Annotated in this window: 17 protein-coding genes; 9 read left to right on the plus strand and 8 right to left on the minus strand. The window is 72.4% G+C overall.

The window, feature by feature from the left end:
• Positions 1-10: 10 nt before the first annotated feature.
• The gene (locus ACFY1H_RS14600) at positions 11-847 is read left to right on the plus strand and encodes a DUF3626 domain-containing protein (RefSeq protein WP_386946770.1); all 837 of its coding nucleotides are present in this window, start codon (positions 11-13) and stop codon (positions 845-847) included.
• A 35-nt stretch (positions 848-882) separates the two neighbouring features.
• Here ACFY1H_RS14600 and ACFY1H_RS14605 read toward each other — a convergent pair whose 3' ends face one another.
• Complete coding sequence (locus ACFY1H_RS14605) at positions 883-2,082, minus strand: FAD-dependent monooxygenase (protein WP_386946772.1); 1,200 nt, start codon at positions 2,080-2,082, stop codon at positions 883-885.
• 112 nt (positions 2,083-2,194) lie between these two features.
• Here ACFY1H_RS14605 and ACFY1H_RS14610 point away from each other — a divergent pair, with 112 nt between their 5' ends.
• Positions 2,195-2,668, plus strand: coding sequence for a MarR family transcriptional regulator (locus tag ACFY1H_RS14610; RefSeq protein WP_366575143.1), 474 nt, complete (start codon positions 2,195-2,197; stop codon positions 2,666-2,668).
• On the opposite strand, the gene ACFY1H_RS14615 is transcribed toward ACFY1H_RS14610, so the two are convergent.
• Both ACFY1H_RS14615 and ACFY1H_RS14620 read right to left on the minus strand, forming a co-directional pair.
• Positions 2,665-3,783 (minus strand): DNA glycosylase AlkZ-like family protein, encoded by a 1,119-nt coding sequence (locus ACFY1H_RS14615; protein WP_386946774.1) that lies wholly within the window; start codon positions 3,781-3,783, stop codon positions 2,665-2,667. The two genes, ACFY1H_RS14610 and ACFY1H_RS14615, sit on opposite strands and share 4 nt — an antisense overlap.
• A gap of 11 nt (positions 3,784-3,794) precedes the next feature.
• Positions 3,795-4,193, minus strand: coding sequence for a DUF3224 domain-containing protein (locus ACFY1H_RS14620; protein WP_354871478.1), 399 nt, complete (start codon positions 4,191-4,193; stop codon positions 3,795-3,797).
• Positions 4,194-4,255: 62 nt separating this feature from the next.
• Here ACFY1H_RS14620 and ACFY1H_RS14625 point away from each other — a divergent pair, with 62 nt between their 5' ends.
• Genes ACFY1H_RS14625 through ACFY1H_RS14635 form a run of 3 tightly spaced genes read left to right on the plus strand, consistent with a single transcriptional unit; the run spans position 4,256 to position 6,511 of the window.
• Positions 4,256-5,233, plus strand: coding sequence for a helix-turn-helix transcriptional regulator (locus ACFY1H_RS14625; protein ID WP_386946776.1), 978 nt, complete (start codon positions 4,256-4,258; stop codon positions 5,231-5,233).
• Complete coding sequence (locus ACFY1H_RS14630) at positions 5,226-6,020, plus strand: uroporphyrinogen-III synthase (RefSeq protein ID WP_366575134.1); 795 nt, start codon at positions 5,226-5,228, stop codon at positions 6,018-6,020. The genes ACFY1H_RS14625 and ACFY1H_RS14630 overlap by 8 nt, the downstream gene beginning before the upstream one ends.
• A complete protein-coding gene (locus ACFY1H_RS14635) occupies positions 6,020-6,511 on the plus strand; it encodes a DinB family protein (protein ID WP_366575133.1) in 492 nt (163 codons plus the stop codon). The genes ACFY1H_RS14630 and ACFY1H_RS14635 overlap by 1 nt, the downstream gene beginning before the upstream one ends.
• Positions 6,512-6,513: 2 nt before the next feature.
• Here ACFY1H_RS14635 and ACFY1H_RS14640 read toward each other — a convergent pair whose 3' ends face one another.
• Together ACFY1H_RS14640 and ACFY1H_RS14645 are read right to left on the minus strand one after the other, a co-directional pair.
• Positions 6,514-7,335: a siderophore-interacting protein gene (locus ACFY1H_RS14640; protein ID WP_386946778.1), complete on the minus strand. Its 822-nt coding sequence runs from the start codon at positions 7,333-7,335 to the stop codon at positions 6,514-6,516.
• A gap of 14 nt (positions 7,336-7,349) precedes the next feature.
• Entirely contained in the window at positions 7,350-7,691 is a 342-nt protein-coding gene (locus ACFY1H_RS14645) for an MGMT family protein (RefSeq protein WP_366575129.1), read from the minus strand.
• 139 nt (positions 7,692-7,830) lie between these two features.
• On the opposite strand from ACFY1H_RS14645, the gene ACFY1H_RS14650 reads away from it, so the two are divergent.
• Positions 7,831-11,004 (plus strand): ATP-dependent helicase, encoded by a 3,174-nt coding sequence (locus ACFY1H_RS14650; protein ID WP_386946896.1) that lies wholly within the window; start codon positions 7,831-7,833, stop codon positions 11,002-11,004.
• Positions 11,001-14,441 (plus strand): ATP-dependent helicase, encoded by a 3,441-nt coding sequence (locus ACFY1H_RS14655; RefSeq protein ID WP_386946780.1) that lies wholly within the window; start codon positions 11,001-11,003, stop codon positions 14,439-14,441. Before ACFY1H_RS14650 ends, ACFY1H_RS14655 begins: the two co-directional genes overlap by 4 nt.
• A gap of 3 nt (positions 14,442-14,444) precedes the next feature.
• Here the strand turns inward: ACFY1H_RS14655 and ACFY1H_RS14660 are convergent, their stop codons facing one another.
• Positions 14,445-14,828, minus strand: a complete 384-nt coding sequence (locus tag ACFY1H_RS14660) for a hypothetical protein (protein WP_366575125.1) — start codon at positions 14,826-14,828, stop codon at positions 14,445-14,447.
• 106 nt (positions 14,829-14,934) lie between these two features.
• Here ACFY1H_RS14660 and ACFY1H_RS14665 point away from each other — a divergent pair, with 106 nt between their 5' ends.
• Together ACFY1H_RS14665 and ACFY1H_RS14670 are read left to right on the plus strand one after the other, a co-directional pair.
• Positions 14,935-16,017 (plus strand): NAD-binding protein, encoded by a 1,083-nt coding sequence (locus tag ACFY1H_RS14665; protein ID WP_366575123.1) that lies wholly within the window; start codon positions 14,935-14,937, stop codon positions 16,015-16,017.
• 168 nt (positions 16,018-16,185) lie between these two features.
• Positions 16,186-16,605: a hypothetical protein gene (locus ACFY1H_RS14670; RefSeq protein ID WP_386946898.1), complete on the plus strand. Its 420-nt coding sequence runs from the start codon at positions 16,186-16,188 to the stop codon at positions 16,603-16,605.
• On the opposite strand, the gene ACFY1H_RS14675 is transcribed toward ACFY1H_RS14670, so the two are convergent.
• Positions 16,568-19,411: a BTAD domain-containing putative transcriptional regulator gene (locus tag ACFY1H_RS14675; RefSeq protein WP_386946782.1), complete on the minus strand. Its 2,844-nt coding sequence runs from the start codon at positions 19,409-19,411 to the stop codon at positions 16,568-16,570. The genes ACFY1H_RS14670 and ACFY1H_RS14675 overlap by 38 nt on opposite strands.
• A 7-nt stretch (positions 19,412-19,418) precedes the next feature.
• Positions 19,419-20,417 (minus strand): neutral zinc metallopeptidase, encoded by a 999-nt coding sequence (locus ACFY1H_RS14680; protein ID WP_366575119.1) that lies wholly within the window; start codon positions 20,415-20,417, stop codon positions 19,419-19,421.
• Between the last annotated feature and the right edge of the window lie 157 nt (positions 20,418-20,574).

The raw sequence follows: 20,574 nt of genomic DNA on the forward strand, positions 1-20,574 counted from the left end.
TACTGGAGCCATGCCGCACCCGCACGAGGCCGCGATCACCCACGTGGCAGCACGCGCGGCCGGTGCGCCTGCGGACCCGTCGTGGCGAGTGACCCTGCACTTCCACCCGGACCGGCTCGTCGCCGGGGCCCCGATTCTGGACCTGATGGCTCGTGACGGCGTGTACCGGTCGCAGTTCGAGACCGGCACGGGCAACGGGGGCCTCACCGCGCATCCCGGCGGCGACCGCTGGCGCTGGGAGAGCCGGATCTTCGGCGGCGCCTACGACGACGCACCGCCGGCGCAGCGGCCGAAGTACGGTTCGCTGAACTTCCGCCGCCGCCGGATCGGCGGCTCACCGCGGTTCGGGTCGGCCCACCTGCGCCTCGCCGCGCCGGTTCTGGCCCGCACCACGTTCTGCTACCCCGACAGCTTCTTCCAACCCCGGCGGTTCGGCGTCGCGGCAAGCCTGTCCGCGTTGATCACCGCAGCCCTGAGCGACGATCCGGATCCGCTCGACGACTACGTCGAAGCGCACGTCCACGGCGTGCTCGATCTTCGCGCCGACGTCGAAGCCGTGGTGCTGGATCCCTGCTACCGCGGCTCTCCGATCGAGGCCGCCGCCGCCCGGTTGCCGTGTGCCGTCGAATGGCACGGCGGCTTCGTCCTGACCACGAGTGAACTGCGCCGGCACCCGGAGTACCGCGGCCCGGAGTTCGTGCGGCTCGGGGAATCGCTGGCTCGCGACGGACGTCTCGATCCCCGTGTGCTCGGCGACGCGTCGCGCACCGGCCGTCACGACGAGCAGGCGCTCAAGCGGGTGTGGCACTGCGTGGCGAGGTTCGGCTCCGCCGAGCTTCGAGACTGAGCCTGCACCGGACAGTCCGAAAAGGACGCAACCGGTCACGCGCGGCTCCTGGCCGGCCGTCGGCCGCTGAAGTCCGGCAGCTCCAGTGCACTGTGCTCCGGGCGGCCCGGGCCGCCGGGCAACGTCGTGAGTTCGCGCAGGTAGGCGTTGCGCTCGGCCAGCGCTTCGGCCGTGGCGGGGAACATCGTGGCGTTGCCTTCGGAGACCAGGGCCTGGTTGGCCTCGACGAACGGACGCGCGGTCTGTTCGTAGGCCTCGAACGCCGTCGTGTGGTCGGCGCGGGTGGCCAGCTCACCCGCAAGCACGTACGCACCGACCAGCGCGGTGCTGGAGCCCTGGCCCGTGAGGAACGACGGCGCGAACGCGGCGTCGCCGACGAGCGCGACGCGCCCCGCGGACCAGCGCGGCAGGTGGATCTGGCTGACGACGTCGAAGAACAGGTCGTCGGCCGTGCGCATCCCCTCGACCAGGCGGGGGATCTGCCAACCGTCGCCCGCGAAGACCTCGGCGACGAGCTCGCGCTGCGCGTCCGGGTTGCGGAACGCCGCGAAGGGCGGCTCGGGGCGCGCGAAGGTGAGGAAGCCGTGGATCTGCTCGCTCTCGCCCGCCGCGTAGAGCGCGGCGCCGCGGCCGGGCAAGCTCCAGAGGACGCCCTCGCGGTGCAGGCCGAAGGTGTTGGGCACCGTGAAGCCGGCGAAGCAGTAGCCGAGGTAGGTGTGGAACTGCTCTTCGGGACCGAACTTCAGGGCGCGGACACCCGAGTGCAGGCCGTCAGCGCCGATGACCAGGTCGAACGTGCGGCGCCGGCCGCTGCGGAAGGTCACGTCGACTCCGTCGTCGTGGTCGTCGAGGGCCGCGACGCTGTCGTTGAAGAGGAACTCGACGCCTTCGCGGATGGTGCTGTAGAGCGCTTCGGCGAGGTCGCCGCGGCGCACTTCCAGGTCGCGGCCCTCGATGCCGCCGGTGATGGCGTCCGGGCGCAGCGAGGCGATTGTGCTGCCGTCGGCGCCGAGGAAGGTGAGCTGCCGCGTGTTGACGTCGGCCTCACGCAGCCGCGGCATCAGGCCCATCTGCTCGACCACGCCGAGGGCGGTGCCGCGGATGTCAATGGGGTAACCGCCGCCGCGCAGGGCCGCGGCCTTCTCGACGACGGTGACGGCGAAGCCGTATTCACGCAGCCAGTAGGCCAGCGCGGGGCCGGCGATGCTGGCGCCGGAGATCAGGACGGTGGTCATGGTGACTCCTCGATAGCTAAGTTAGGTATGCTTCTCGCGAGCGCAAGGGTCCCTGGTTCGGCCTTGCGCTTTGAGGCAACTATATAGCTAACTTAGGTATGTAAGAGGTGTGATGAGCGACACAGAAGACCGGCTCGACCCGATGACGGTGCTGCCGCGCCTGATGCAGCTGAGCACGGTGCTCAACCGCAGCCATATCGCCGAGCGCGCCATGGAGCAGGCCGGCCTCACCCTCGACCGGCCGGCGCTCACCGTGATCATCACCCTCCAGATGGCGGGCAAGCCGCTTCGCGTCGGCGAGATCGCCACGCGCATGCAGGTCGTCGGCCCGCACGTCACGCGCCACCTGAACGCCCTGGAGAAGCGCGGTCTCGTCCGCCGCGTCGCCGACCCCGACGACCAGCGCGCCCGCCTCATCGAACTCACCCCGGACGGCGCCGCCGCGGCCGGGCGCTACCTGCAGACCGTCCTGAGCTGGTTCACCGAGGCGGTGGCCGACTGGTCCATCGAGGACCAGCGAACGTTCGGCACGCTGCTCAACCGCTTCGTCGACGACCTGACGGCTCGGGTGTCCGAAGTGGACTAAGCCCAGGTGACCGAGAAGTCCGCGTACCCCCGCGCTGCGGCGGCCCGGGAGGCTTCTTCCTCAGCCGCATCCCGATCCGCCGCGCGGAGTGGGTCGAAGGCGGTCACGGTGAAGGCCAGGCGTTTGCCCGAGCCGCGGGTGCGCCAGACGCCCATCAGTTCGCCGTCCACCAGTAGGGCGCCGGGGCTGCCGAGGATCTTCCACACTTCCTTCGCGCGGGCCTTGTCCGGCACGAGCACGGTTTTGTCGCGGGCCTGAGTGAACGGGTCCAGCGGCGGCAGCAGCCGGACCACCGACGGGGTCGGCGGGTTCTCCAGCGCGGTCACCTGGTCGGCGGGCAGGAAGGCCCGGCGACCGTCCACTTTGACCTCGGCCAGATCGTCAGGCCAGGCAGCCGACAGGGCCGTCTTCGCCGTGCCCACGAAACCCGCCGCGTCGCCCTGCGTGGCGGGGCCGTTGGCGACCAGGTAGCCGCGCACCACGCGTGATACGGCGGCCGCGTCGGGTGAAGTCCGCATGCGGCCGCGGTTTTCCAGCGGCGCGAGCGTCGCCGGGGACTGGTCGGCTTCCAGGCGCACGCCGCCGTGGAGGGTGGCCAGGCGCATGAGCTGCTCCTGGATGTGCGTGGCGTTGCAGGGCCGGCACCAGCGCGAATACGAATCCGGCAGCTCACGCGTGGCGGCGGCGCTCGCGGCGCCCTTCGACATCGGCTGCGTCACGACCTTGCGGATGGCCCGAGCGGCGGTGAAGAGCACCTCCGACGCGGGCACGCCCGTCGCGCCGATTTCCTTCTTCTGCCACAGCATCCGGGCCAGGGCGTCGGCGTCGTCGAGGGGGATCAGCGAGGTCACGAGCTCGCGCAGGTCCTCGCGCCGGTGGAAGTGCGGGGCGCCGCGGTGGGACCAGACGAGCACCACGCGTGGATCGTCCACAAGGGACGTCGGCGCCACCGCCGTCGAGGACCGCGCCGAGAGGGCGAGCAGGGCGGTGTCACGCATGCTGTCCTGCAGGCCGAGGTCGAACAGCGGCGACGCCACCGGGTCCGCGAAGTCCCGGTGCAGCCCGTGCCGCGCGACCCGGTACGCCATCACCTGCTTGCGTGACACCTCGAGCACAGCGGCCTCCTTCAGCTCAGCGCGTAGTCGAAGGTGTACGACACCGTCGGCTCGCCCATCGTGCCCTTCACCGTGCCCGACCCGGTCAGGCCGGTGAGCTCGCCCGTCGCCGAGCCGGCCACGACGTCGAACTTCGACCAGATGCCCTTCGGGTCGAAACCGCCCTCGTGCCGGACCACGAACGTGCCGCGGCGGCCGTCCACGGTCGCGTCGAACCGCTCGAAGCTCGGTGACGTGGTGCCGCCGCCGTCGTAACCCTCGCCCGCGTAGTACAGCAGGTAATCGCAGATCGACTCACCTTCGATCACGCCGCTGTACTCCATCGTGGCGTGCGCGTAGGCCACACGCGGGCCGCCTTCGCTGCCGCTGGCGAGGTGTTCGTCCCAGTTCTTCATGCTGAACGTGTTCATGGGGACCACTCAACCGCCCATACCTGTCAGCTTGTGTCAGGATTTTCGGTCATACTCGATTCATGCGCGCGTCCCGGCTGCTCACGGTGCTTCTCCTGCTGCAGAACCGCGGCCGGATGACGGCCGAGGAGCTGGCGGCCGAGCTGGAGGTCTCGGTCCGCACGGTCTACCGCGACATCGACGCGCTGTCGGCTTCCGGCGTGCCCGTCTACGCCGATCGCGGCCGCACCGGCGGCTACCAGCTGGTCGACGGCTACCGCACGCGGCTGACCGGGCTCACCGAGGAGGAGGCGCAGTCGCTTTCGCTGGCCGGGCTGCCCGTCGCCGCCGCGGAGCTGGGGCTCGGCACGGTGCTGGCGGCGGCGCAGCTCAAGCTGTACGCCGCGTTGCCGAAGGAGCTGCGCAGCCGTGCGGGCCGCGTCGCCGAGCGGTTCTACCTCGACGTGCCCGGGTGGCACCGCGGGATCGAGAGCCTGCCGGTGTTGTCCGAGGTCGCCGACGCCGTGTGGACGAGCCACCGCGTCCGGATCCGCTACGAACGCTGGGGCCAACGCGAGGTCGAGCGCGTGCTGGAGCCGCTCGGCCTGATTCTCAAGGCGGGCAACTGGTACCTCGCCGGGCGGTGCGAGGGGACCGATCGCACGTACCGGATTTCGCGGATCCGGGAGCTCACGGACCTCGGCGAGGACTTCGAGCGACCGGCGGATTTCGACCTGCCTCGCTACTGGCAGGAGTGGTCGGAGCAGTTCGAACGGCGCATGTACCCGCGGCTCGCGACCGTGCGCCTGTCGCCGCGGGCGCAGGGGCTGCTGCCGTTCTACGCGGGCAGCGTCGGCGCGCGGGCGCTGCGCGAGGCCCGGGACGGCGGCGCCGTCGCGGATGAGGAAGGCTGGATCACGATGCAGCTGCCGGTCGAGCCGGGGGAGCCCGCGATCGGCGAGCTGCTGCGGTTCGGGCCGCACCTGGAGGTGCTCGAGCCGGCGGACCTGCGGGCGCAGCTCGCGGAGGCGATCAGGGAGATGGGCGCGACCTATGGGTGAGCTGGACGGGGTGCGGATCGGCGTCACGGCCGAACGCCGCGCCGACGACCTCATCTCGGCGCTGCTTCGCTACGGCGCGCAGGTGCGCCACGCGCCGACGATCACCATCGTGCCCCTCGCCGAAGATCCCGAGCTGCGGCTCAGTACCGAAGCCGTGCTCGCCGCGCCGGTAGCGTTCACGGCCGTCACGACCGGCGCCGGCTTCCGCGGCTGGCTCGCCGCCGCCGACGGCTGGGGCCTCAAAGCCGACCTGCTCACGGCTCTGGGCGCGTCCCGCATCTTCGCGCGCGGCCCGAAAGCCGTCGGCGCGGTGCGGGGCGCGGGCTTGCGCGAGGAGTTCTCGGCGCCGGGGGAGAGCAACGCCGAGCTGTTCGGAGAGCTGGTCTCCGCGGGAGTGGTCGGTTCCCGCGTTGCCGTCCAGCTCCACGGCGCCCCGCTGCCGGAGTTCACCGGTCTTCTGGTCGGCGCCGAGGTCGTCGCCGTGCAGCCCTACCGCTGGCACTCACCCGCCGACACCGCCCCGGTCGTCTCCCTGGCCCACGACATCCTCGCCGCCGAGGTCGAAGCCCTCGTCTTCACCAGCGCGCCGGCCGCCACCAACTTCCTCACGCTGACCGCCGGCACCGGCGCCCACGACGTCCTCCGGCGTGGTGCGATCAAGACCTTTTGCGTGGGCCCGGTGACCGCGGCGCCGCTGGAAGCGCAGGGCATTCCGACGGTTCAACCCGACCGGCAACGGCTCGGCGCTTTGGTGAAGCTGGTGGTCTCGACACTGGGGAGGGCTTGATGGGTGAGTTCAGGGGTTCGTTCGCGGTGCCGCTGGACGACGAACGGACCCAGCTCGAGGCGTTCATCGAGGAATACCGCGTGGGCCTCGAGAAGACGCTCGGAGGGCTCACCGAGGAGCAGGCCCGCCGCCGCCTCGTGCCGTCGGCGACCACGCTGCTCGGGCTGCTCAAGCACGTCACGTGGATGCAGCGCGTGTGGTTCGAGGAATGCGTCGGCGGCACGTCCCGCGGTGAGCTGGGGCTGGTGCGGAGCCCGGACGAGTCGTTCCGGCTCGCCGACGACGACACCGTCGCCTCGGTCACGGCGGCCTACCGGGAAGCCTGCGCCACGGCGCGGACCGCGGTCGCGGACCTGGCGCTGGACGCCGTCGTGACCGGCCACCGGTCCGGCCCGCGCACCGTTCACTGGGTGTACCTGCAGGTGCTGCGCGAGCTGGCCCACCACTGCGGCCACGCCGACATCCTGCGGGAGCAGGTCCTGGCCGCCTGAGGTCAGGACGCCGCTTCCACGCGCTCGCGCCCGACCGCGTCCTCGCTGAGGCCGTGGCGCCAATAGCCGGTGAAGCAGATGGCCGCCTTGTCGAAGCCGCGGTCGCGGACGAGGTGGCGGCGGACGTGTTTCACGATGTCGGCCTCGCCCGAAACCCAGGCGTAGGGCGCACCGCCGGGCAGGCTTGCGGCGCGTACGGCGTCGAGCAACGCCTCGCCGTGGGGCCGGTTGCCGCGCACGATCCAGTGCAGCTCGACGGCGCCGGCGGTTTCGAACGTCTGGCGTTCGGCGCGGTCCGGGATCTCGACGTAGATCGACGCGCGGGCCGAGCGCGGCAGGTGCTCCACGATCGCGCCGATCGCCGGCAGTGCGGTCTCGTCGCCCACGAGCAGCTGCCACTCCGCTGCTTGCGGCACCTCGTACAGACTGTGCGGGCCCACGAACGCCACCAGGTCGCCGACCGAGGCCCGCGCGGCCCACTCCGAAGCCGGGCCCAGATTGTCGTCGTGCAGGACGAAGTCGACGTCGACCTCGTCGAGCTCGGGCCGCAGCGCGCGCACGGTGTAGGTGCGCATCGGCGGCCGGACGCCGTCGGGCATCGCGAGGTAGGTCTTGTACCAGGACACCACGTCGCCGCCCGACGGCGCGGGCGGCAGCTGCGGCTCGTCCTGGCCTGGCAGCGGGAAGAACACCTTCACGTACGCGTCGGGCCCGAAGCCCTCGGTCGCGGCGAGTGTTCTGCAGTCGAACGTGATCCTCACCATCTGCGGGGTGACCCGCCGGACCGCGGTGACCCGGCCGCGGTACGAAGCTAGCAGCGCCATTAGGCAAACCTAACCTAAATATCGGGGATCTCAAAGAGCCCGACGGGAGCGTCCTCGTCCACCAACCCGTCCGGCTGCCAGCGGTACTTGCGCAAGTCCACGCGCTGGCCGTCCGCGAGCACGCCTTCCGCGCGCAGGAGTTCGAGCTGGCGGTGGGCCAGGTGAGGCGCCGGAGTGCCGTTGGCGCGCAGGATCCGCTGCCACGGCAGGTCGTGCCCGTCTTCGGCGAGCACCCGCCCGACCAGCCGGGGCGAGGGTGCGCCGCTGAGCGTGGCGATGTCACCGTAAGTCGCGACGGTCCCCGCGGGGACGTCCTTGATGACAGCCCGGATCCGTTCGTGCAGTTCGTCGTCCATCCCCGCACTTTGCCGCACCACGCCGACAGTTCAACGTCCCGACCCGGGAAAGGCGTGCCGGTGCGCCACCTGTGCGTGTCAGCATGGTTCCATCGCTGGTGTGAACGGGCGGAGAACGGCACACGGACAGGCGCGGCTCGTGCGCCCGCCCGCCGCCGGCGCACCCACGTTCACCTGGGACGCGGGCGCGCGCCGGCTGCTGTCCGCGCCCGCCGGGTTCCTCCGCGTGCTCGGCGGCCCCGGCACGGGCAAGACGACCTTGCTCGCCACCGCGGCCGCGCGCCGCATCGCCGACGGCGCCGACCCGGAGAGCGTGCTCGTGCTCACCTCGTCGCGCCGCGCGGCCGACGCGCTGCGGGCCGACATCACGCGCCGCCTCACGTCCGATCCGGAGCAGTCGTCGGTGCTGCCGCGCACGGTGAGTGAACCACTCGTGCGCACGGTGCACTCGTACGCGTTTTCGCTGCTTCGCCTCGAAGCCCGCGCCGAAGAGCTGCCGCCGCCGCGGTTGCTGGCCGGCGCGGAGCAGGACGTGGTCGTGCGCGAGCTGCTGCAGGGTGACCTCGATGTCGGCGCACCCGACTGGCCCGACCAGCTGCGGCCGGCGCTGCTCGTGCCGGGCTTCGCCGAAGAGCTGCGCGACCTGCTGATGCGCGCGGCCGAGCGTGGGCTCGGCCCCGAGGACCTCGTGGAGCTGGGCCACCGCAAGGACCGCGAGGAGTGGGTCGCGGCCGGGCACTTCTGGGCGCAGTACGAGGAGGTCACGCAGCTGCAGGGCGCGGGCGGCAACGCGCTCGGCGTCCGCAGCGCGCCCGCGCTCGACGCCGCCGAGCTGGTCACCTCCGCCCTGCTCGCCCTCGAAGACGACGAGGAGCTGCGGGAGCGCGAGCGCGGCCGCGTGCGGCACCTGTTCGTGGACGACGCCCACCACCTCGACCCGCTGCAGGTGCAGCTGATCCGCCAGATCGGCCAGACCGCGGCCGAGTTCGTGGTGGCCGGCGACCCCGACCAGTCCGTGTTCTCCTTCCGCGGCGCCGATCCCCGGCTGTTCGCCGACACGGACGCCGAGGGCGATCGCACGGTCACGCTCACCACCTCGCACCGCCTCGCCCCGGCCGTGCGCGAAGCCGTGACGAAGCTCGGCGCGACGCTGCCGGGCGCGTCGCAGCATCGGAAACTCGTGTCACCCCCCGGAAAACGCGGCGGCAAGGTCCGCGTCCGGCTGATGCCGACGCCCGCCGCCGAGGCGAGCTGGATCGCCGACCAGCTGCGCCGCGCCCATCTCGTCGACGGCGTGCCGTGGTCCGAAATGGCGGTGCTCGTGCGCTCGCCCGCGCGGACTTTCCTGGTCCTGCAACGAGCTTTGCGCGCGGCGGGGGTGCCGATCGGCTCGGCGACGCAAGAGCTGCCGCTGGCCAAGCACTCCGCCGTCCGGCCGCTGCTGGCCGTGCTGCGGATCGCCGCTCAGCCGGAGCTGCTCGACGTCGACCTCGCCGAAATGCTGCTGTCCTCGGCGCTGGGCGGTGCCGACCCGCTCGCGTTGCGCCGCGTCCGCCGCGGTCTGCGCCGGCTGGAGCTGGCCGGTGGTGGCCAGCGCTCCAGCGACGAGCTGCTCGTGGAAGCCCTGCGCGGCGGCGACATCCTGGTCGGGCTCGCCGACGCGGAGGCGACGCCGGTGCGGCGCGTCGGCAAGCTGCTGAGCGTCACGCACCAGGCCGTCGCGCGCGGCGAAGGCGTGGAACAGGTGCTGTGGGAGCTGTGGGAGGCCAGTGGCCTGCAGGAACGGCTGCTGCGGTTCGTCGACCGCGGCGGTTCGCTCGGCGCGCAGGCCGACCGCGACCTCGACGCGGTGGTCGCGTTGTTCGACGCCGCCGGTCGTTATGTCGACCGGCTGCCCCGCGCGAGTGTCGCGTCGTTCGCCGACTACCTGTCGTCGCAGAACATCGCCGGCGACACGCTGGCGCCCGCGGCGATCCCGGGCGAGGGCGTGTCGCTGCTGACCGCGCACGCGGCCGCGGGTCGCGAGTGGACGGTCGTGGCCGTGGCCGGCGTGCAGGAAGGCGCGTGGCCGGACCTGCGGCTGCGCGGTTCCCTGCTCGGCGTGGAGCGGCTCGTCGACCTGCTGTCCGGAGTGGACGATGGTGACAAGGTGTCGGCCATCGCCCCGATCCTGGCCGAGGAGCGGCGCTTGTTCTACGTCGCTGCCGCTCGCGCGCGCCGGACGTTGCTGGTCACCGCGGTGGCGGGCGAAGACGAGCAGCCGTCGCGCTTCCTCGACGACCTGGAGGAGAACGGCGCCGACGACGGTGCGCTCGATTCCCGCATGAAGCCACCCGGCCGGTCGCTGGTGCTGGCCGAGCTCGTCGGCGAGCTGCGCGAGGTCGTGTGCGACGACAAGGCCGACCCCGAGCGGCGGGCCCGCGCGGCGAAGCAGCTCGCGCGGCTGGCCGACGCCGGCGTGCCCGGCGCGCACCCCAGCACGTGGTACGGACTGCTGCCCTCCTCCACCGACGACCCGGTGCACAAACCCGGCGACCTCATGCGGATCTCACCGTCCACAGTGGAAATCCTGGTCAAGTGCCCGCTGCGCTGGCTCGTCGAGCGCCACGGCGGCAGCGACCCCGCGCAGCTCGCCGCCGTCACGGGAACGCTGGTGCACGGCCTCGCGCAGGCCGTCGCCGGCGGCCGCACCGAAGACCAGATCCAGGCCGCGCTCGACGACGCGTGGGTGCGCGTGGACGCCGGCGCCCCGTGGTTCTCCCGGCGCGAGCGCAACCGCGTGGAGCAGATGCTGCGCAACTTCGTCGCGTGGCTGGAGGGCAGCCGCAAGGAGCTGATCGAGGCCGGTGTCGAGCAGGACATCGAGGTCGAGTTGCCGATGGGCGACGACGAGGTGCGCGTGATGCTGCGCGGCCGCGTCGACCGCGTGGAGCTGGACAAGGACGGCCGGCCGGTGATCGTGGACATCAAGACCGGCAAGGTGCCCGTGTCCAGCGCCGACGCCGAGCAGCACCCGCAGCTCGCCGCGTACCAGCTCGCGGTGCTGCTCGGCGCGATCGAAGGCAAGAACACCCCGGGTGGCGCGCGGCTGGTGTACGTCGCGAAGACGAACAACAAGACCGGTGCCACGCAACGCGACCAGCCGCCGCTCGACCACGACGGTGGCCGGCAGTGGCTCGACCTCGTCCGCTCGGCGGCGGCCGCCGCGGCCGGGCCCGACTACCAGGCCCACGAGAACCCCGACTGTGACCGCTGTCCCGCCCGTGGGTGTTGCCCGCTGCGCCCCGAGGGCAGGCAGGTGACCGGCCCGTGAGCTTCCGGCTCATCGCCAACCCGGTCGAGCCCGCGGAGATCGCCGACGCGCTCGGCCTGCACCGCCCGACTCCCGAGCAGGCCAAGGTCATCGCCTCGCCCGTCGAGCCGTCGCTGGTCGTCGCCGGTGCCGGCGCGGGCAAGACGGAGACGATGGCCGCGCGCGTCGTGTGGCTGGTGGCCAACGGGATCGTGAGCCCCGAGCGCGTGCTGGGCCTGACGTTCACGCGCAAGGCCGCGCGCCAGCTCGGCGAACGCGTTCGCGCCCGGCTGCGGCGCCTGGCCGGGTCCGGACTGCTGGAGAAGCTCGACCCGACGGGTGGGTTGCGTGCCACGGTCGTCGCCGGCGAGCCCACCGTGCTGACCTATCACGCGTACGCCGGGCGGCTGCTGTCGGAACACGGCCTGCGGCTGCCGGTGCAGCCGGGTGTGCGGCTGCTGTCGGAGACGTCTTCGTGGCAGCTCGCGCACCGCGTGGTGTCCACTTGGGACGACGACCTCGACACCGACCGGGTGCCGTCGTCGGTCACGGCGCAGCTGCTCGCGCTGGCCGGGGAGCTCGGCGAGCACCTCGTGTCGACGGAACGGCTCGCGGAGTACACGACGTGGCTGTGCGAGGTGATCGAGAACGCGCCGCGCGCCAAGGGCCAGCGGGCGGCGCTGCCGCAGAAGCTGCAGGAAGTGATGGCGGCGCAACGGTTCCGGCTCGCGTTGCTGCCTCTCGTCGAGGCGTACCACCGGCGCAAACGGGCCGAGGGCGCGCTCGACTTCGCCGACCAGATGTCGCTGGCGGCGCAGCTGGCCGACGGCTACCCGGCCGTGATCACCGGCGAACGCGAGCGTTACGGCGCCGTGCTGCTCGACGAGTACCAGGACACCGGCCACGCGCAGCGCGTGCTGCTGCGGTCGCTGTTCGGCGGGGCAGACCACGCGCCGATGCCGGTCACGGCCGTGGGTGACCCGGCGCAGGCCATCTACGGCTGGCGTGGCGCTTCGGCGGCCAACCTGCCGCGCTTCACCACCGACTTCCCGCGCCGCGACGATGGACGGCTAGCCCCCGCGCACGAGTTCGGCCTGCTCACGAGCTTCCGGAACCCACCACAGATCCTGGACCTGGCGAACGCCGTGGCCGAGCCGCTGCGGGCGCGCGGCCTCGGCGTCGAACCGCTGCGGGCGCGCGACGGCGCCGGCCCGGCGGACATCGCCGTGGCGCTGCTGCCGGACGTGCGCGCCGAACGCGAGTGGGTGGCCGACGCGCTGGCGCGGCGCTGGCTCGCCGAAAAGGAGGAGACGGGCAAGCCGCCGACAGCCGCCGTGCTGGTGCGCCGGCGCGCGGACATGGCGCCGATCGCGGCCGAGCTGCGGATGCGCGGGCTGCCGGTGGAGGTCGTCGGCCTCGGCGGGCTGCTCGACGAACCGGAGGTCGCCGACCTCGTCAGCACGCTGCGGGTCCTGGCCGATCCGCTCGCCGGCAGCGCGGCGGCCCGCCTGCTCACGGGCGCACGGTGGCGGCTCGCGGCGGCGGACCTGGCCGCGCTGTGGCGACGTGCGGGGGAGCTGTCCTCGCCCGCACCGCAGGGAGATTCCGAAGACGAACCCGTGCTCGTCACCGAACGCGCCGAGCAGGCCGGGCTCATCGACGCCGTCGACGAACCCGGCAAGCCCGAGCGCTACTCCGAGGACGGCTACCGGCGGATCCGGCGCATCGGCGCGGAGCTGGCCGCGTTGCGCCGGCGCCTCGACCAGTCGTTGCCCGAGCTGGTGGCCGACGTCGAACGCACGATGCTGCTCGACGTCGAGTCCCTGGCCCGCCCCGGCTCGGCCGGCCGCGCGCACCTCGACGCGTTCGCGGAGGTCGTCACCGACTACGCCGAGACGGCGCCGACCGCGACCCTGCTGTCCTTTGTGGACTACCTCAACACCGCCGCCCACGCCGAGGACGGCCTCACGCCCGGCGAGGTCGAGGTCGTACCCGACCGCGTGCAGGTGCTCACCGTGCACTCCGCCAAGGGGCTGGAGTGGGAGGTCGTGGCCGTGCCGCACCTCGTGGCCGAGGTGTTCCCGAGCAAGCGCCGGTCCTCCTCATGGCTGCGCACGTCGACGTCGCTGCCCGCGTTGCTGCGCGGCGACTCGGCCGACCTGCCGGAGCTGCGAGTTGCCGACGGGTTCGACCGCAAAGAGGTGCAGGAGGCTCTCGAACTGCACGAGGAGGGCTTCGCCGAGCGTGAGGCCGACGAGGAACGGCGGCTCTGTTATGTCGCTCTGACGCGGTCGGAACGCGCGCTCATCGTGTCCGGCCACTGGTGGAACGAGAGCAGTACACGCGCGAAGGGACCGTCGGTGTTCCTCACGGAGATCGCCGACGTCGTGCGCGAGGCCGACCCGCCGATCGGCGTGCTGGACGCGTGGGCCGACGAACCCGCCGACGACGAGGAGAACCCGCTGGTGGCGGACTCCCGCAAGGCGAGCTGGCCCGTCGACCCGCTGGGCGACCGGCGGACCGGGGTGTCGACGGGCGTCGAGATGGTGTTCGCGGCGATGGCGGCGTTGCCTGAAACACCTGAAACACCCGACACGCCCGAAGGGCCCGAACCCGCGAAGGCCGAACCCGAGCAGCCGGAACTCTTCGGCATCGGCGAGGACGACGAGGTGCCGCTCCCGCCCGAACCCGACGAGTTCGACGAAGAACCTTACGAGGACGAAGAAACCTACGACGAAGACGACGATTCCGACGAAGACGAAGACGAAGTCGATCCCGAAGACCCCGACGGCTGGGCCGCCGACACCGACGTCCTGCTCGCCGAACGCGCCCGCGCCCAGGCCACTGTGGACCGGGTCGTGCTCCCGGCCCAGCTTTCCGTGAGCCAGCTCGTGGAGCTCGCCGCCGACGCCGAAGCCCTCGCGCGGAAGCTGCGCCGCCCGCTTCCCTTGCCGCCCAACACTTTCGTTCGCCGCGGCACGGCGTTCCACACGTGGCTCGAACAGCGCTTCTCCGGCGAGGGCCTGCTCGACATCGACGACCTGCCCGGCGCCGCCGACCTCGGCGAGGCTCCCGACTCGGATTTCGAGGCGCTGCAAGAAGCCTTCGAACGCAGCGAGTGGGCCGAACGCGTGCCGCTGGCCGTGGAGGTGCCGTTCTCGGCCGACGTCGAGGGCATCACCGTGCGCGGCCGGATGGACGCCGTCTACGCGGATCCCGACGGCGGCTGGACCGTGGTGGACTGGAAAACCGGCTCCGTGCCGTCAGCCGACCGCCTGCCCGCGCTGGCCGTGCAGCTCGGCGCGTACCGGCTCGCGTGGGCCGCGCTGAAGAACGTGCCGGTGGACCGCGTGCGCGCCGCGTTCCACTACGTCCGCCACGGTCACACGCTCAGTCCCGCCGACCTCCTCGACGCCGAAGGCCTGCGCGACCTGCTCCGCAGCGTCCCGCGGGAGTGAGCTTCAAGCGTTGTCGCGGACCTTCAACGCCCACTTGACGAGCGGCCACTGCGCCGTCAGCCGGAACCACGCCGCCGCGCGCACCGGCGCCGCCAGCTTCTTGCGCTCGAAGTCCAGCGCCATCTTCACGTTGCCCGGGAACACGCCCACGAACAGCAGCGCCGCCGCGAGCCCGCCCAGCCGGCGCGTCCGCGGCAGCGCGATGGCCGCGGCCACGCCGAGCTCCGCCGCACCCGAGGCGTACGTCCACGCGCGACGCGAACCGGGGAGCTCCTCCGGTACCAGCGCGTCGTACTGCTTGGGGCGCAGGAAGTGCGTCAGGCCGGCGGAGGCGAGGAAACCGGCCAGCCAGTAGGCGGGCCGTTGCGGCCTGCTGGAGTCGGACATGCGTCCAGCCTGCCACAACGTGATCACCGCGACGGGTGTGCGGGAGATGACCTTCGGCTATCCTCCCCGCTGTGAGTGACGCCGAACACCCGCGGGGAGCCGGTGCATGAAAGCCCTGAAACGGCTGCCCCTGAACGTCCGGCTCAACGACCGCCCCGACCACGAGCTCGTCGGCGTGATCCGGATGCCGGAGTTCACGTCGAGCCCGATGCGCTCGATCGTCAAGCGGATCATCGGCGCACTGCTCGCGCTGCTGGCCACGGTGCTGATCGTGTTCGCCGACCGCGGCGGCTACCGCGACGTCAACGGCGACGGGGTGTCCTTCCTCGACGCGATCTACTACTCCACCGTCTCGCTCTCCACGACCGGCTACGGCGACATCGCGCCGATGTCGGCCTCGGCGCGGCTGGTGAACGTCCTCATCATCACGCCTTTGCGCGTGCTCTTCCTCATCGTCCTCGTCGGGACCACGCTGGAGGTGCTCACGGAGCGCTCCCGGCAGGCATTCAAGATCCAGAAGTGGAGGACGAAGGTGCGCGACCACACCGTCGTCGTCGGGTTCGGCACGAAGGGCCGCTCGGCCGTCAACGCGCTGCTCGGTGACGAGGACGTGCAGCCCAGCCGCATCGTCGTCGTCGACACCGACCAGCAGGCGCTGGAGGCGGCCAGCTCGATGGGCCTGGTGACCGTGCACGGCTCGGCGACCAGGGCCGACGTGCTGCGCGTGGCCGGCGTGCAGCACGCGAAGGCCGTGGTCGTGGCCCCGAACCGCGACGACACCGCCGTGCTGGTCACGCTCACCGCGCGTGAGCTGGCGCCGAAGTCGCACATCGTGGCGTCGGTGCGGGAGGCGGAGAACGTCCACCTGCTCAAGCAGTCGGGCGCGAACCAGGTCGTGGTGTCGAGCGAGACGGCCGGGCGCCTGCTGGGCATGGCGACGTCGACGCCGCTCGTGGTCGACATGGTCGAGGACCTCATTACGCCGGAGTCGGGGCTGGCGATCGCCGAGCGCGCCGTGGAGCCGTCCGAGGAGGGCGGTTCGCCGCGGCACCTGCCCGACATCGTGCTGGGAGTGGTCCGGGACGGCGTGCTGTACCGCGTCGACGCTCCGCAGGCCGACGCGATCGAACCGGGCGACCGGCTGCTGTACGTCAAGAAGGTCACCTCGGCCGACAAGGTCGAATCCTGAGCCGTCGAATCCTGAGCCGTGACTTCCTGACCGCTGGGTGACGGCCGATCGGCGGACGGTGACCGGGCCGCCGGGACCTCACTGGGTTTTGCCCCGTGGATCTGGAACCATGGCGGCGTGCAGCTCTCCGACCTCACGAGCAAGACCTCAGTCCAGAGGTGGCTGCAGGTGGGCATCCCGGCTGCCGCCGGCGTGCTCGTGGTGGTGCTGGCGTGGCTCGCCGGGCCCGGCCTGTTCGGCATCGCGGGCAACGACGCCGGCGCGCCCGTGCAGGCGGAGGTGACCCAGCCGGCCGAGTGTTCGGCGGGCAACCCGGTCGAATCCGTCACGTTCAGCCTCGGCGGAAAGAGGCGCCAGGGCACGCTCAACGGTTGCGGCCACGCCAAGGGCGAACGCGTCGAGGTCGGCGTGCCCGTGGACGCTCCGGCCGACGGCGCGATCACCGTCAGCGCGGCCGACGCCTCGGCGGGCGCTCAGGACGCGCGCGGCCCGGTCGCGCTCGTGCTGCTGGTGTTCGCGTGCTTCGCGGGGGGCATGTACGCGTTCCTGGTCATCCGGGGCTCGGGGAAACTGGCCCTCCTGCACTGAGTGCGCGCTCGATCTCGCCAAGCTGCCGCCGGGCACCGTAGGCGTCCGGCACGTCGTGTTCCTCGATGAGGTCGACGGCCTCGCGCAGGAAGCGCCTTGCCTGCTCGTGGTCACCGGCTTCCGCGTGCGCCTTGACCACCTGCTCCAGCACTTGCAGCGCCCAGCGCCAGCCTTGCGACGCACGGAACCGATCGATCGAGGTACGCCAGATCTCCGTGGCCCCGGCCAGGTCGCCCGCCGCCAGCCGGACCTGAGCGATCGCCCCCTGCGCGGTGCGCAGCGCGAGTTCTTCGCCGGCCGCTTCGCAGAGCTCGGCCGCGTGCTCCGCCAATGCCACCGCCGCGTCGAGCCGGCCGAGCTTGGCCAGGGGGTAGGCGATCCCGGCCATCGCGATCATCTCGGCCTTGGTGTTGCCGACGGCTCGATGCAGCTCCATGCCCCGCCGGAAGTGGTCGACGGCTTCGGCGTACCGGTCCGGGCCGCCGACATCGCCCAGGATCTGCCCGAGGTTGATGTGCAGGTAGGCCCGCTCGGCGTCGTCGGTCTGCAGGTCCATCGAGCGGCCCAGCTCACGCAGGCAGTCCTCGTGACGCTGCACGGTGTAGTACGCCAGGCCGAGGCTCCGGTGCAGCTGTGCGACCAGCGGGTCGGCGCCGTCGATGGTCTCCAGTGCCAGCTCGATGCCCGAGGCCCATTCCTCACCGCGGACGAACTGCTCGTAGGGCATGGCCAGCGAAAGCGCCAGCGGCGCCGTTTCGCAGCGCAGTGCCGGGGTCGCGGCCAGCTCCCGGACCAGCAGGGTGAGGGTGGGCAGCTCGGCCTCGTACCACGCCACACCGTCGTCGTACCCGCCGATCCGGGTCACGGTCACACCCGGCTCCGCCACCGGTACGCGGTCGTTGGGTGGCCGCACCGGGCGCAGCGCCAGGGTGGCGGCGTGGGCGACGCACCGGTAGTGGTTGACCAGCCGCCGCAGCGCCGCCGCCCGCTCCTCGGGTGAGTCCGTGGCCTCCATCAGCTCCAGGGCGTACGCGCGAACCAGATCGTGGGCGGTGAAGCGGTCCGGCCGGTGCTCGGTGAGGTACCGGACGCGCGTGAGTTCTTCCAGCAGTTCGCGGCCCTGCGGCAGCGGCACGCCGGCGAGGCTCGCCGCGGCCTCGGCGGAGATGTCGACGCCGTGGTGCAGGGCCAGCAGCCGGAAAAGCCGCGCCGCCGCCTCACCGAGAGTCCGGTACGACCAGGAGAAGACGGTGCGGACGTCGCCCACGTCGTCGGTGCGGAAGGCCGCCAAAGTGCCGCGGGTTTCGCGCAGCGTCGTGGCGAGGGCGGCCAGGGTGAGCTGCGGACGCGTGCGCACGCGGGCCGCGACGATCGCCAGCGCGAGCGGCAGCCGGCCGCACAACCGGATGATCTCGGTGGCGGCCTCGGGCTCGGCCGTCACCCGCTCTTCGCCGAGCCGCCGGCCGAGCGCGTGGCGGGCTTCGTCCTCGGTGAGCGTGTCGAGCGTCAGCACCTCGGCGCCGTCGGAGACGACCAGGGACGCGAGGTTGTTGCGGCTGGTCACGATCACCGCGCAGCCCGGTGTCCCGGGCAGCAGCGGCCGCACTTGCTCGGCGTCGCGGACGTTGTCCAGCACCACGAGCATCCGGCGGCCGACCAGCAGGCTGCGGTACAGACCGCTGCGTGCGTTCAGCCCGGTGGGCACCGAGCCCGGCGCGAGCACTTCGAGGAAGCCCCGCAACGCGTCGGCCGGGTCCACCACCGCGCCGCCGGGGTCGAAGCCGCGCAGATCGGCGTACAGCTGGCCGTCGGGGAACTGCGCCGCCACCCGGTGGGCCACGCGGACGGCCAGGGACGTCTTGCCCACGCCCGCGAGGCCGTCGATCACCGCCAGCGGCATGGTCCCGGCGTCCGCGGCCGGCTCCAGGACGCGGGACAACGTGGTCAGTTCGGCGTCGCGCCCCGTGAAGGCGGCCAAACCCGGTGGCAGCTGCGCGGGCCGCACTCGCGGAGCGGCCGGCCGTTCGGGCCGGCGCTCCGGTTCGGCGAGCAGCTCCCGTTGGACTCGGGCCAGCTCGGGCCCGGGCTCCACGCCCAGCTCGTCGACGAGCCGGGCCCGGATCGCCCGGTGGACCTCGAGGGCGAGCGCTCGGCGCCCGAGCGCCGCCAGCACGCGAATCAGGCGCGCGTGCACGCCTTCGTCGAACGGGTCCAGCGCGGCCACCCGCTGCAGGTGCGGCAAGAGCGGCTGCGGCGACTGCCCCGTTTCGAGGGCGAGATCGGCGGCCTGCATCAGGACCGCGGCGACCTCGCGGTCGATGCCGGCCAGCAGCGCGGCGACGCGCGACGGCACGGCCGCCCCGGCTCCGGCGGTGGCGCGGCACAGGTCCAGGGCCTTGACGAACCAGGCCATCGCCTCGCCCGGCTCCTCGACCTGCCGGGCCTGCTCGGCGAACGCGCGGAACTCGGCGAGATCCGACGTCGTGGCACCGGGCCGCAGCGCGTACCCACTCGAATCGCGCACCAGCCACGAGCCCTGCGTCCGCGCGGGCAGGCCGGGTTCCACCAGCCGCCGCAACGCGCCGACGTAGCGCTGGATCACGTTGGCCGCGCTGGCCGGCGCGTCGTCCTCCCACAGCAGGCCGACGAGCTCGTCGAGCCCGGCCGGGTGGCCGCCGCGCGCGAGCAGGACCGTCAGCAGCAGGCGCTGCGCGGGCGGGCCCAGGGTGAGCTCACGATCTCCCCGCCACGCGCGCAGGTGGCCGAGCAGCTCGAACCGCACCTGCGGTGCGCCGGGCGTGCTCACCTGATCCCTAGCTGACCAGGGACGAGGGCGCCGCGAACGTGTTGCAGTCGGCGATCCGGTTGGCCTTCGCGCCCTGGCGCCACCAGTAGGCGTAGTGGGCGTTGGTGCCGTGGTCGTGGCTGTGGGAAGTGTTGTCGCCGCGGGTTTCCTGGTCGTTCCAGGCCTTGTTGTACATGTCGCGGGTGATCGTGCCGCCCTGGTCCACGTGGGCGCCGAGGAACATGCCCGAGAAGCACTGGGCCTGCAGCTCCTTGCGGCGCGACATCTCCAGGCCTTCGGGGCTGTTCTGGCCGGCCGCGTAGATCTTCTGCCACGCGGCGTCCATGATCCCGGCGACCTCCTGCACGTGGTGGCCGTACTCGTGCGCGAACAACGCCAGGTAGACGCCCGGGTTGTTGCCGTACTGATCGGTCTGCAGCCCGGCGAAGGGCACGTACAGGTTGTCCTCGCAGTAGTACGCCGCCGTCGCGATACCGACCTGGATGGTGCCGCACGCGGTCTCGAAGCTCGGCCCGGTCGGGAAGTGCAGCGCGGGCGGGGTGAACGGCAGGTCGTAGGCCTGGAGGAACGGGCCCCACGCTGCGTCGAGGCACTTGCTGGCCGCGGTGAAGAACGCTTCCGCGCCCGACTGCGTGCTCTGCCACGCCGGCAGGTCGCAGACGCGGTTCTGCAGCCCGGCGTTGGGGTCCTGCAGGATCGGGTGGTCGGCGAGCTTGAGGATCTTCTGCGGGCCGGTGGAACTCGGCTCGGACGTCTCGGTCGGCGCCGACGAGGCGGTGGAGGACGAGCCGTTGTTCGGCGGCAGCTCGAACGCGCTGGTCGGCGCGGACGCCGGCGGGTTCTGGTAGCCGGTGGCGTTCACGTTCTGGCTCGGCCGGTTCAGCGCGACGATCGCGACGACCCCGAGCACCAGCACCGTGACGGCACCGAGCGCGATCCCGATGATCGCGCCCGGCGACTTCTTCTGGTGCTGCGGAGGGAAGCGCTGCGGTGGGTACTGACCCATCCACGGGCTCTGCGGCGGCGGCCCCTGCGGAGGTCCCTGGGGCGGACCCGGCACCGACGGACCCTGCCGCGGGGGCCCCTGGGGTCCCTGCCTGCCGGGCCCGTGACCCGGGACCGGCGGCGGTTGAACGGTCCCGCGAGGCGGCACCTGGCCGTAG

This window comes from Amycolatopsis sp. NPDC001319 (genome assembly GCF_042896185.1).
Lineage (GTDB): Bacteria > Actinomycetota > Actinomycetes > Mycobacteriales > Pseudonocardiaceae > Amycolatopsis.